Source organism: Dorea sp. AGR2135 (assembly GCF_000420885.1).
Taxonomy (GTDB): domain Bacteria; phylum Bacillota; class Clostridia; order Lachnospirales; family Lachnospiraceae; genus Dorea; species Dorea formicigenerans.
Window position 1 is genome coordinate 44,795 of the sequence record NZ_ATVU01000023.1, and the last position, 12,325, is coordinate 57,119.

The 12,325-nt window shown below is 39.2% G+C and carries 9 protein-coding genes and 6 pseudogenes; 4 read left to right on the top strand and 11 right to left on the bottom strand.

What is annotated here, in order from left to right; all coding sequences use genetic code 11:
* Positions 1 to 111 precede the first annotated feature (111 nt).
* From G593_RS21550 to G593_RS0113430, 3 genes and pseudogenes are all read left to right on the top strand, one after another.
* Positions 112 to 432, top strand: a pseudogene (locus G593_RS21550) (SulP family inorganic anion transporter); the annotation flags it as partial.
* Positions 433 to 712: 280 nt separating this feature from the next.
* On the top strand, positions 713 to 1,684 hold the full coding sequence (gene bioB, locus G593_RS0113425; protein ID WP_022278750.1) for a biotin synthase BioB: 972 nt from the start codon (positions 713 to 715) through the stop codon (positions 1,682 to 1,684).
* Between the two features lie 48 nt (positions 1,685 to 1,732).
* Positions 1,733 to 2,299, top strand: a complete 567-nt coding sequence (locus G593_RS0113430) for a biotin transporter BioY (RefSeq protein ID WP_005335568.1) — start codon at positions 1,733 to 1,735, stop codon at positions 2,297 to 2,299.
* Positions 2,300 to 2,699: 400 nt separating this feature from the next.
* Here the strand turns inward: G593_RS0113430 and G593_RS18685 are convergent.
* From G593_RS18685 to G593_RS0113485, 10 genes and pseudogenes are all read right to left on the bottom strand, one after another.
* A pseudogene (locus tag G593_RS18685) lies at positions 2,700 to 2,939 on the bottom strand (PrgI family protein); the annotation flags it as partial.
* Between the two features lie 77 nt (positions 2,940 to 3,016).
* Positions 3,017 to 3,331, bottom strand: a complete 315-nt coding sequence (locus tag G593_RS0113445; protein WP_029732025.1) for a type II toxin-antitoxin system RelE/ParE family toxin — start codon at positions 3,329 to 3,331, stop codon at positions 3,017 to 3,019.
* Between the two features lie 4 nt (positions 3,332 to 3,335).
* Entirely contained in the window at positions 3,336 to 3,602 is a 267-nt protein-coding gene (locus G593_RS0113450; RefSeq protein WP_005340155.1) for a type II toxin-antitoxin system prevent-host-death family antitoxin, read from the bottom strand.
* Between the two features lie 95 nt (positions 3,603 to 3,697).
* Positions 3,698 to 3,892: pseudogene (locus tag G593_RS19675) on the bottom strand (hypothetical protein); the annotation flags it as partial.
* A gap of 123 nt (positions 3,893 to 4,015) precedes the next feature.
* On the bottom strand, positions 4,016 to 4,990 hold the full coding sequence (locus G593_RS0113460; RefSeq protein ID WP_029732026.1) for a ParB/RepB/Spo0J family partition protein: 975 nt from the start codon (positions 4,988 to 4,990) through the stop codon (positions 4,016 to 4,018).
* Positions 4,991 to 5,273: 283 nt separating this feature from the next.
* Positions 5,274 to 6,956, bottom strand: coding sequence for a recombinase family protein (locus tag G593_RS0113465; RefSeq protein WP_029732027.1), 1,683 nt, complete (start codon positions 6,954 to 6,956; stop codon positions 5,274 to 5,276).
* A gap of 6 nt (positions 6,957 to 6,962) precedes the next feature.
* Positions 6,963 to 7,829, bottom strand: coding sequence for a RhuM family protein (gene rhuM / locus G593_RS0113470; protein ID WP_029732028.1), 867 nt, complete (start codon positions 7,827 to 7,829; stop codon positions 6,963 to 6,965).
* 214 nt (positions 7,830 to 8,043) lie between these two features.
* Positions 8,044 to 8,247, bottom strand: coding sequence for a hypothetical protein (locus G593_RS0113475; RefSeq protein ID WP_005340162.1), 204 nt, complete (start codon positions 8,245 to 8,247; stop codon positions 8,044 to 8,046).
* A gap of 109 nt (positions 8,248 to 8,356) precedes the next feature.
* Positions 8,357 to 9,394: a helix-turn-helix domain-containing protein gene (locus G593_RS0113480; RefSeq protein ID WP_029732029.1), complete on the bottom strand. Its 1,038-nt coding sequence runs from the start codon at positions 9,392 to 9,394 to the stop codon at positions 8,357 to 8,359.
* Positions 9,395 to 9,506: 112 nt separating this feature from the next.
* A pseudogene (locus G593_RS0113485) lies at positions 9,507 to 10,862 on the bottom strand (FtsX-like permease family protein); the annotation flags it as partial.
* Positions 10,863 to 10,982: 120 nt separating this feature from the next.
* Here G593_RS0113485 and G593_RS20230 point away from each other — a divergent pair.
* Positions 10,983 to 11,152 (top strand): annotated as a pseudogene (locus G593_RS20230) (DUF6061 family protein); the annotation flags it as partial.
* 472 nt (positions 11,153 to 11,624) lie between these two features.
* On the opposite strand, the pseudogene G593_RS0113495 reads toward G593_RS20230, so the two are convergent.
* Positions 11,625 to 11,897, bottom strand: a pseudogene (locus G593_RS0113495) (cupin domain-containing protein); the annotation flags it as partial.
* Between the last annotated feature and the right edge of the window lie 428 nt (positions 11,898 to 12,325).

Here is a 12,325-nt window from a genome sequence, read left to right on the forward strand (position 1 = left end):
CTTTTATCATCTAACATAGCCTCATTATAAAACAAAGGCTATCACTTTTCAGCAATAACTTTCATTTTTTCGACAATTACTTCTACTGTATATGCCGCTTTTATTTACATTTTCAAGAAGATTCCAGGATCTCTGATTGCTGTTATCGCTGGAATTGTTATGGTAAAATTTCTTCCATGAAAGGCAAATACCATCGGAGATTTATATACAATTAGTAATTCACTCCCAGCTTTCCATCTGCCGAAAGTAAACTTAGAAATCATCGGACAGTCTGCTTCCGATTCATTTACTATTGCGATACTAGCTTCCATTGAATCACTGCTCTCCTGTGTCGTTGCCGACGGTATGATTAACGGAAACCACTGCTCCGATATGGAACTGGTCATCGTTCTTGTGGTTCTGATGCCATATGCCGGGCTGATTCCGGTGCCGCTGACGCCATTGAACATATCGTTGTAAAAGACTTTACAAAATGTCTTGTCATCCGTATGCGAAGTGTTCCGGCTCTGGACTTCCGCCCAAATATCTCAGCAGCACTGAATCGTGTAGAAGAAATTATCACGATTTCATAATACCAGCTGATTGCTTCATACTAACATTATTTGTCAACCATTGTGTTGCACATGGTTGACATTTGTTTTTTTGCATGTTAAAGTATGTCTTGTATAAAATTTCAGAAAAATGAATTACTCAAGGAAAGAGAGGACTTCTAATGATTTCAAATCAAAATACATCTACGGATCCACAGCTTTCACGTGAAGAAGCAATTGAAATACTCAACACGCCGGATGAAAATCTGGATGAGCTGATTGCCCGGGCTGAAAAACTGCGTCGAAAATACAAAGGAAATCATGTAAGTATCCACATTCTTACTAATGCCAGAAGTGGAAACTGTTCTCAGGATTGCGCTTATTGTGCTCAGTCCTGCCGTTCAAAAGCTGACATTGATAAGTACAAATGGGTCGCAGATGAGAAATTATATGCAGACAATGACTTTGTCAACGAGCATCATTTATCACGCCACTGTATCGGACTTAGTGGGATGAAATTTACCGATGCAGAGATTGAAGAATTGGCTGAAAAAATTCGAAAAATGAAAGAACAGGGAACACACCTGTGTTGTTCTATCGGTTTTCTGACAGAAAAGCAGGCATTGATGTTAAAGGAAGCCGGACTTGACCGCATCAACCATAACTTGAACAGCAGCCGTGCTTATTATCACAACATCTGTTCCACTCACACATTTGAACAACGTGTTGCTAATATAAAAATGCTTCAAGGGCTTGGTTTTGAAATCTGCAGCGGCGGCATTATTGGTATGGGCGAAAGCAAAGAAGACGTGGTAGATATGTTACTGGAGCTTCGCGAGATCCGACCGGAGGCACTTCCAATCAACTTCCTTCTTCCAATTCCGGGAACGCCTTTAGAGCACGCCGATATGTCCGCTCTCACAACAGCTTACTGTATGAAAGTCCTCTGTCTTGCAAGACTTTTAGTTCCGCAGTCCGATATCCGCTGTGCCGCAGGACGTGAGATTTATTTTAAAGGAGAAGAAAAAAATCTGCTCCGCGTCGTTGATTCCATATTTGCCTCAGGATATCTTACCGCTGGCGGACAGGGAATCAAAGATACAATCCAGGCAATTGAAGACGCCGGATTCACTTATGAGATTGAGTCCGCTTAATAAGTTTAACGTCTTTGCACATCATTAAATAATAAGGAGAGTTTTACTATGACACATGACAATACAAATACACAGACATTTCGAAAAACAAGTACTTACGCTATGGTCGTAACCGCACTTATGGCAGCTGTGACCTGCATTCTCGCACCATTATCTGTTCCAATTGGTCCGGTGCCAATTTCACTTACTAACTTTGCGATCTACCTGTCTCTCTATCTGTTAGACTGGAAAAAGGGAACTTTAAGTTACCTGATCTACCTGTTGCTCGGATTGGTAGGGCTTCCGGTATTCTCCGGATTCACAGGCGGACTGGCTAAACTGGCAGGTCCGACCGGCGGATACATCATCGGATTTATTCCAATGGCAATCATCGCAGGTATTGTCATTGACAAATTCACTAACCGTGGAATCCAGATTCTCGGAATGATCGTCGGAACTGCAATCTGCTACGCATTTGGAACAGCATGGTTCTGCTTCCAGTCCGGCTATACAGTAGGCGCAGCACTTGCAGTCTGTGTCATTCCTTTCATTCCTGCGGATCTGTGCAAAATGGTCATCGCAATGATTATCGGACCGATGGTTCGCAAAAGACTTGGAACTGTAGCACAGCAATAATTACACCAGATGATTTTATAAAAGCATACAGATAAAGATATAAAAAGAGATTAGAGCACCTATCAAAATGGCAGGTGCTTTTCTTATGCTCATTTTACGGAAAGGAAGAGCGCATGGCAGGGCTTATTTTATGGGTGATGAACATGATATATCAAAAAAGATACGTTTACTATATCAAAGATGAATACTTTGAAAAAGTACAGGATTCCAACTTCATGCAGAACAAAGAGGGCGGTACACATCGTCCTATATCATTGTCATCAGAAATGTTCCCAATGTAAGCAGCACAATTCCTGCAACAGATTTCTGGTAATCATCAATGCAGTTCCAATTCCAATCAGACATACACAGTTTGTCCGCTTATATAAAAGTCCATATAGAGTTGACGCGCTTTGTTCAACCAGACAAACTGCTCTGCGGTCATACCGTTGTATTTGATAAATCCCATAGCCGCAAAGGGGAATACACCTAAGATACAAAACCAGCTAAGGGTTTCCGTTCCGAACCGTGGACGGAGCGGGAAATACAAACCCACCGCCACACCGCAGGCAAGGACAGAAAAAATGAACTGTCTGAGGGACAGTACAAAAAACATACTCTCCGTATAATTTCGTATTTCTTTATTTATCTTTACTTCCAATCATAGCACCTCCTTTTTGAGCACAAAAAAATCGCCACCTGCTGTGAAGTGACGATTTGTGTATTTGATATTCTGTTTTAACGGATAAGCCAACTGTAATCTTTACGGCAGTCAAGGATATAATCCACATAAACCGTATCATCTTGGATTTGGTAAAGAACAAGATACCACTTTGCAACAAACATCTTATGATATTTATTCGTCGGTATATACGCTTCTTCAAAAAACGGAAAACGCTGCGGCATACGTTCTAAAGAACACATTGCTTCCATAAGCTCTTGCTTCTTCGTTTTGGCAGCATCTTTATTAACTTGTGCCATAAAACGAATATGTGTTCCCAACATACGCTTTGCTCTGTCGGAAACAATGACTTTATATTTTTTATCTGACATAAGCTTATACCTCTGCGATTACGTCGTCAAGGTAAGCATCGAGCTCATCAAGAGTGCTGCCGTTTCTTCCTGCTATTCTGTCTTCTTCGACAGCAAGCAGTTCTTCTCTTAGCTTCAGCATTTTTTCCCGACGGTTATAAGTTTCAATATCCATAACAACCAAATCTCCTTCACCATTCTTTGTAAGGAATATTGGCTCTGCCGTTTTACGACACATATCTGCAATCTCGTTGTAGTTCTGACGGATTGCTGCTGATGGACGAATATTCATATTTGCACCTCCTTAAAACAGTTGTGATAGTAATATTCTAACTATATTATACTCATTTCATACAACGAAGTCAACAAATACAGAAAAATTTACATTTACAAGCCCATCATTTCTCTTACAACACGGTCTGCCATTTTTACTGCACCCACCAGAACGAGCATATTAAAAACAAGCTCCCCTATATAGCTCCATACCATTGTAACCGCCGCAGCATCGGGATTGACCACAGGCGGAGAAGAAGCAAACAGGGAAAAGATAATGCAGACAAGCACGATAACCGCACCTTCAACACTTTCTGTTCTTTTGGTAGTTCTTTGTTAGCTGTTACTTTTCAGATACAGGTAGCGTGATTTGGCTTCCATTCGTACGACCTGATGTTGGCGTTACTGCCGAAATTGTGTTAGGCACTCTTTTTATTTTACATTTTGTTTTGCCCAATTCTTTAATAATTTTTCAATCAAATCAACCTGCTGCTTTGGAGTATACGCTGTTGGAAAATATTTACCAATTCTTTCCAATGGCAATTTAATCTGTTCTTTCTGATTCGGTTTGATTTCCTGCAGAATCTCATAAATCTTATCCATATCAAGGCATTTCTGTTGGCTCATACGCTTTAACCGATTTGCTTGAGAAATGTTAGGAATGCTCTGTTCCAGTTCCATGACTGCATGGAGTTCATGCTGTTCTTCTTCGCTCAGAAACGGTATCTCCACTGCTGACCGGATCGCAAGTATTTCTTTATCAACCATATCCAGTATCTTCGGAATCAGATAGGTTAACCGGATATATCGCTTGATCTGTGTCACACTTTCGCCAACCATACTGGCGAGCTGTTCATTGCTTCGCTTGCCTCCTGCTCCGCCTTTTTTCTGGATTTTTACTTTTCCAAATTCCTGTAATTCTGCTTTCAGTTCTGATACATTCACCAGTTCTGTCTTGTACTTCGGTTCCAGTGGGTCCGAAGTATCTGCTTCTGCTCTGCCCTGGTGCTTCATTGCTTCCAGACGCATTTTATAGGCAAACGCTTTTTCGCTTGGTAGTATCTTCTCTCTTTGGAGATTGCTATCTATCATCGCTATAACCGACTGGTCATCATCCAGTTCCCGAATAATAACCGGCACTTTTGTAATCCCTGCCCATAGTGCTGCTTCTTTCCGTCTGTGTCCGGCTATAATTTCATATCCATCACCATATGGATTTTTTCTCACCAGAATCGGAACTAATACGCCTTCCTTCTCAATACTGCATCGCAGTTCAAACAGTTTCTGATTTCTCTCTACCTTAAACGGGTGTCCTTCAAAGCTATGCAACTCTTCCAGTTTCATCAGTACAATACCTGCACCCGACTCGTGATTCTCTGATGAACACATTTCTTTCTTCCTTGCCATTTTTTATCTTCTCCTTTGCCTTGGGATAAAAGAAAAGGACACTCATCTTCCAGAAGTTCTGAAAACAAGCGTCCTTTTGGCTTTTCTCTATGCTATTAAATAAAAAATGTTCCCTGTTTGCCTGTTGGTGTGAAACTCATATACCTCGCAAAGTGCCTGAATCTGAGAATTTCTATGAAATTCTCAGATCGCGTACATTCGTCAAATTCCGCATAAACACTGGCTTTACAGCCAGTTGTTTCTTCGGAACTCTCCTCATTGTCTTCGCGGAAATTAAGGACTTCTACGAATTCACCCGATGTAGACAACACACGACTTCATCTGTACTTCCGTTGTCCCAATCCACACCCAATACATTTCTGCCATTCATATATATCGGAAATTTAAACCGGAGACCTCTTAATATTCTGCCATCCTTTTGTTCTTCCTCATAGATAAACACATCCGACAGGAAGCTCTTCAAAAATGTCTTCTTTTCCAGATCTGTAAATTTATCATACAGCTTATCAAAGAATAAAAGGAACTGGTAAACATTATCTTCTGAGATTTTGTCCTGCCTGATATTATATAGTCTTGTTTCGACTTCTTCCATGGCATTCTCAATATCAGTGATTTCATCATATAATTTATCTAGCCGTTCCTGCATGTCATTATATTTTTTGTCATAATTCTTATCGGATACAGATAAATGATCCATCTGGTCAACAAGCCTGTTTTTCGCCCCGGTTGTCTGGTTCAGTCTGTCTTTTAATCCATCATATTCCCTGTCAAGCTCCGTTGTATCAATGCTGCTTCCTATCTGCTTACGGATTTCCTGCTCAAACTTTGGATTCTTCACAAATTTGCGGATAATTTCCTCAACTGCCGCATTAATCCTTTCCTCATTCCACTGTCTTTTATAAGTACAGCGGTGTCCGTCCACAAGCTTCCTGTGTTTGCACGCATAATAGAAATAATCCTTGTAATAGCCTCCATCCGGATGCTTCTTGCGGTTTACATTACCATACATACCGCTTCCACAGACAGGACATTTGATAATTCCAGATAAAATATGCTCATGTTCAAGGCTGTGCGTTTTTACCTGTAAAACACCTGTCTCCTGACGCTTTCTGTATGCCTGATTCCACATTTCTTCTGATATGATTGCCTCATGGATTCCATCATTTAACATGTATTCCTTTTGTTTTACGATATGATATTCATTCCTTGTTCCCGGAATCTTCTCATTTTTTCTTCTTCCAAATGCAAGCTTACCGCAATATATCGGATTGTCCAGCACCCCTTTGACAAATGATGTCGAGAAACCTTTGATTGTGTTATTCTGGCGAAGCTTTTTCTTATAACCACTGTTATTTAAAAATGCAGCTATCGCAGCCATTCCCATCGTTGTATTGACGAATTTATCATATATAATACGGATAATCTCTGCCTCATCCTCTGCAATGATAAGCTCACCATTTACCAGCTGATAGCCATATGGAGCAAAGCCTCCATTCCATCTGCCTTCTCTCGCTTTCTGTCTGCGGCCTTCCATTGTCTGGACAAGTATATTCTCACGCTCTATCTCTGCTACTGCAGATAACACAGATATCATCAGTTTCCCGGCATCCTTAGAGCTGTCAATCCCATCCTCTACACAGATAAGATTAACCCCATAACCCTGCATTTTCTGCAATGACGATAAAACATCTGCAGCATTTCTTCCAAATCGTGACAGCTTAAATACCAGCACATAATCAACATTGTCTTTGCCACTTTCTATATCCGCAAGCATCTGCTTAAACTGTGGTCTGCCTTCCACACTTTTGCCAGATTTACCCTCATCAGAATATTCACCGACGATAGACATTTCCTGATAATCTGCGTATTTTCTAAGCTTGTCCTTCTGTGCATCAAGACTGTAGCCTTCTACCTGCATGGAAGTGGAAACTCTTGTGTATATGTAACATTTCTTCTGTTTTTTCATCAGATGTTATCTCCTTTTTACTTCCTTGGAAACCTCTTTAATGCTTTCAAGATATGCTTTTTCGACTGGCGTCAAAGTAATCTCCTGATATTTTCTGTATTCTGACTTTGCTTTCTTCAACGCCTGTTTATGACTTACAGAACCAACTCCAGTTAAAAGTTTTCTATTTCCTGATGACAACACACTATCCAGCTGCTTTACATAATCATCCATATATATTGGCTTATGCTCAATTGCATTAATTTCAGCAAGATCAAAATAACCAGAAACAAGATTGTTTAATACTTTGAGTTCATTTTCTTCAAGATAATTCTTTGCAATTTTAAAGAATCTAACAGACTCTTCGCTATGAGGATTGTAATCTACACTCGTAGCATACAAATCAAGAACCTGACGATACAAGACCTTTTCTGATGATCGGATATCTCTGATTCTATCCAGTAATTCTTTCCAGTAATTTCCTCCACCATTGCCTTTCAGTCGCTCATCATCTATCGTAAATCCTTTAATCATATATTCTTTTAACCGCTTTGTTGCCCACTGTCTGAATCTTGTTGCAATCACTGATCTAATACGGTATCCAAGAGATATAATCATATCTAAATTGTAATAAGTAACATTATATGTTTTTCCATCATCTGCAGTTGTTCGGAATTTCCGAACAACTGAATCCTTATCCAATTCCCCTTCTTCGAATATATGCTTTATATGTTCACTTATATTTGATTTACTGCATTGATATAATTCAGTAAGCTGCTGTTGTGTCAGCCACACTGTATCATCTTCTATTTTAACTTCTATATTTGTCTGCCCATCATCAGTCTGATATATAAGTATTTCCCCATGTTCATCGGTTCCAATTTTATCTGCCATAAGCACCTCTCCAATCCATTACTTCTTAGTTATGAAATATGAACACATGTGTTCACTATTGTCCCAACAAAATTTTATCATCATTCCAACCTCTGTTCAACCAGAACTTTTTCCATTATACAGTGCAAAATAAAAGAGACTCCACTCGCCATGAATGAAGCCTCCTGATATATGTATACATCCTACAGCATATTATCTGCAGGATGCCGGCTGCCTACGCAGCCTTTTTGTCCAGAAGCTGTTTTACTCCACCTAAGTAATAACAGAATCTGTCAAATTGTTTCTGCCTGCTTACTTTCTCGTCATCAATGGAATCCTTGATCATCATGCACATCTCCACTTCATCTCTTATCTGTGGTGCGTATTTTATAATCATGTCTGCAAGAAAGCTACAGCAGCGTTCAAAATCCTTGTTCATTGCCAAGCCTCCTTAAAATATAATCCTGTGAACGATTCACAGAACATATTTTATCGCAAGGCTTTTAAAAATGGAATAGATTTTACCAAACGGCAGTTTTCAAAAAAACTTATCTGTCAAAAATTAATTTCTCCCACGGTTCATATCCTGCCATGTAGCTGAATTCTTCCTCGTTTCTGAATCCTTCAAGAAGTTTTTCTTTTACACCATCTAATATAGCTTCATCAATATCTCTGAACTTCATATGCTTATATAAACCGGACTTTCTAAAATCATACATCGTACCCACATTATCAAGAAGATGTTTTACCACCTTATATGTTCCCTCTACATCTTTCCCTGCACATACAATATCAAGCATTGGCGAATACTCATTATATTTTCCCATTTCCAATGTATGTGCAACTGCCTGTACCTTCCCTGACAAAAATCTCGCATAACCGATATCATTTTCCCGCAATGCCAGTCCCGCCATTGTGGAAAGCACAAAATTAAGTGTACTAAATCCGGAAAGAATAATATTTTCATATTTCTCATATGCTTCTTTGATTTTTCCCTGCTCCTGGAGTAATCTTCCCTGATAACAACTTTTCATAGGATCGTGTTCTGAAAAATAGTCCAGATATTTTTCTGCCTTGGTGTAATCCTTCTTACGTAAATAAAATCCAAATAAGGAATCTGCTGCATGATGCTGTATCTCTTCATTCTCATCATGTAGTGCCAGCTCATACCATGCGTTAATCTGCTTATCATATTTTTCCTGATTCGTGCATTTATCCGTTATTCTTCTTGCATCAAGCATTACCGCAGTCTGCCAGATAAGCATGTTACAATTCGGATATTCCTTTATAAGTCTCAATGCCCATTCATAAGTCTTTTCATAGCCTTCTTCTGAAAACATCCTGTCCATCTTCCTGATAATTTCTTCGATTTCAGTATCTGAAAGTTTTTCATGAAAAGAAAGTAATGTATCAAGTGAAATATCAAGCAGTCTTGCAATTGGTGCCAGCAGTTCAATATCCGGCTTGGAATTACTATTCTCCCATTTGTTTACAGCCGGTGTCGTCACGCCTAATCTGTTTGCCATCTCCTCCTGCGTCATACCAGCTTCTTTTCTATATTTTTTTATAACAACGCCTATATCCATTTGCTTCATCTCCTAAAAAAATTCAAAATCTTTTGTATACTCAGCATATCAGATTCATATAGATTGCACAATTGAACAGCGTTTAATTTTTATTCAATTTAATTAACCAGCAGGAAAAAAGTGCATAGCCGAGCGGCAGACCAATGATCAAAGCTACGCATATGGTGCCAACCGTAAAAATCAGTCCCTGTAACTGCAGGCATAAATTTAATTGTTTATTTGTCATACCCACAGCCTGTAATATACCATATTCCTGCTTTTTTGTCGTAATATTCATGATCATGGTATTCGCCATATTCATAAACCCGATGAGTCCTACAATAGCCATAAACAGATAACAGCCAAGCTTCATCATGCTGCTTGCAAATTCGGCAGATTGTAACTGCGCATGATAAGTATCCATTTTTATATGCGAAGTATTAGAAATCAAAGTATTCAGACTTTGTTCTACAGATGCCACATCTTTTTTATCACAGTCCACCCACAGATAGCCATAGGCTGTTCCTCTCGGATTCATAGAACGATATACACCTTCCGGAATGACAAGATAAGTGTCCGCACTTACAAAAGATCCTGCAATCTTTCCCTGATAGGTATAGGTTCCACTTCCATTCTCAAAGTCAAATGCAATGGATTCACCCGGAGCATATCCATCTTGTTCCATCCACGTTGACCAGCCAAAGAAAATATCACCATTCTTTACCGCCTGATCATAGTCCATAGAGCCAATATCCCCTTCTTGGCGCATAAAATCAAAATCCTTTTTACTCACAATATCAGCCGGAAATCTTGTTCCGTTCAGATTTACAGAGACAATCTCTCTCGTCATGACATCTGTTATTCCTGGAATGCTTTTGATTTCTTCAATCAGCGAATCATTCAATGGATTATCCGTCAGAATCGTATCCAGATTATTCTCCGGATATCTTTCATCATACTCAGCAGAATAGTCAAGCTGCAGTTCAAATTGTCCATGATTAACGGAAAGACGTGCTTCATGCTCCGTGTCAATATTTCCCACATAATTAGAGATAATCACAAACAATACGCAAGAAAAACCCATTGTGAGGATAGTACCAATAGTTCTTTTGGGATTACCCGTTACATTTGCCATTGCCATAGAAAACACGGTGACATTTTTTCTGCCATTTCGTTTTCCTTTTTTTTGTGTTTCTGCATTTTCTAAATACCGTGTTGCTTCGATAGGTGAAATCCGTGAAACAATTTTCATTGGTTTACGCAGTGCCAAAGCAACGGTAAGAAATGATACGAAAATACAGAGAAGCATAACAGGCAGGGAAAACAGAGGCACCTGCTGATTTTGAACTCCCATAGAGCCAGTTTGGGTTGATACAAGGTTTCCCTGTTCTACCAGCCAGTTAAAACCGCATTTTGCAATCAGAAAACCAAGAAGCAATCCAACTGGCATTGAAGAAATTGTCAAAAACATACCCTCTCTGAAGATCAGCGGCAGCGGAGACCAAGGAAAACATATAAAACAGTATAACACAAAATAAACGTGACATGGTGAACTGATTGAAATGCTTCTAATTTTTGTCGCAAATAATTGATTGAACAATAAGGAGATAGGATTGACTGCTGGGACGCCGAAAAGGATTTAAAAACCACACCCGGATCAGACTGTGCATTGACTTCACTTGCAGTCGATGAACCACTTGAATATGCGCGATTATATCTTGAGGGAAATTGCAAATGTGGGTAAATGCCGAAGATTCATTATCAGAAAATGCAATCTGACACATAGAATAAACAAGAGGACTTGCAAGGTTTGTGACCTTCTTTCAAGCCCTCTTATGTATCATTGCGGTACTGGCTGTGTCCGTTCCGTAAAGGACTGCCCTAAGTGTATCGGCTTCACCTTGTTCCTTTACCTCACTATTCACAAATCACTTTTGCTATTTTCGCAATAATATTGCAAATAAAACAATTAGAACTAATATAATTATCAAAAAAATAAACCTTATTTGACCATGAAATCCTAATCCAATCCACTGCAATACTATTATTAACACAAAAACTAATAACGCCCAATACTCTTTTTTCACGATTTTCCTCCTTTCTTGAAGAATTTAAGATTTATAGACGACTTTAAAAGAATGCGCATGTTTTTGTATACACTTAATATATATCACACTTTTAAAAAATAAAAGACTTGGTTTGAATTATTTTCGTTAAATAAAAAAGTAAATTTCACATTGGACTTAAGTAGTTATTTCAGTTTTTCATATATCTCATCAGTTACTGTTTCACACCATTCGGATGATGTTTTTTCTACCGGTACTTCAATTGCCAGATGTGAAAACCATTCATCTGGTGCTGCTCCATGCCAGTGTTTTACTTCTGCCGGAATATTGACACAATCTCCAGGTTTCATTTCTACTGCTTCTTTTCCTTCTTCCTGATAGTATCCACGTCCTGCAATGCAGATAAGGATCTGTCCGCCTCCGCTTTTTGCATGATGAATATGCCAGTTATTCCTGCATTAAACTGGACTACACCCTCGCAATCCCCCGGATTTACTGGCTTGAACACAATACAAAACTGTGTTTTCTGTACCCTTTTCGATGAAGTTCTGCTACTTTCTACTACAATATATTTATGGTTAATATCCCTTACAGCCAGTAAGGAATTATCCATCTTGTTGCTTAAGCTGTATAATGGTGGAGCAATTGGTATATCGGCTTCCTTTCTTGGACTTCGCGTCCGTAAAATAGACTGATAACCAGCTCCTCATTCGCAGCGTTCGTTTTATGCAGGTTGAATCGTCGTAGGCGCATTCGTGTCACACCACAGTAGATTGAATAGGCAATGAGTAAAACTGGCACTTATCCATTGCAATAATCTTAAGGAGTGACAAATTTATGAACGCAGTAGGTATCGATGTTTCTAAGGGTAAAAGTATGGTTGCTA

Coding starts and splice junctions, on each gene's coding strand:
- G593_RS0113475 (WP_005340162.1), bottom strand. CDS start 8,247: ATGAACAAGGATTTTGAACGCTGCTGTAGCTTTCTTGCAGACATGATT.
- G593_RS0113480 (WP_029732029.1), bottom strand. CDS start 9,394: ATGGATATAGGCGTTGTTATAAAAAAATATAGAAAAGAAGCTGGTATG.
- G593_RS0113465 (WP_029732027.1), bottom strand. CDS start 6,956: ATGAAAAAACAGAAGAAATGTTACATATACACAAGAGTTTCCACTTCC.
- G593_RS0113460 (WP_029732026.1), bottom strand. CDS start 4,990: ATGGCAAGGAAGAAAGAAATGTGTTCATCAGAGAATCACGAGTCGGGT.
- G593_RS0113450 (WP_005340155.1), bottom strand. CDS start 3,602: ATGAATATTCGTCCATCAGCAGCAATCCGTCAGAACTACAACGAGATT.
- bioB (WP_022278750.1), top strand. CDS start 713: ATGATTTCAAATCAAAATACATCTACGGATCCACAGCTTTCACGTGAA.
- G593_RS0113430 (WP_005335568.1), top strand. CDS start 1,733: ATGACACATGACAATACAAATACACAGACATTTCGAAAAACAAGTACT.
- rhuM (WP_029732028.1), bottom strand. CDS start 7,829: ATGGCAGATAAAATTGGAACCGATGAACATGGGGAAATACTTATATAT.
- G593_RS0113445 (WP_029732025.1), bottom strand. CDS start 3,331: ATGTCAGATAAAAAATATAAAGTCATTGTTTCCGACAGAGCAAAGCGT.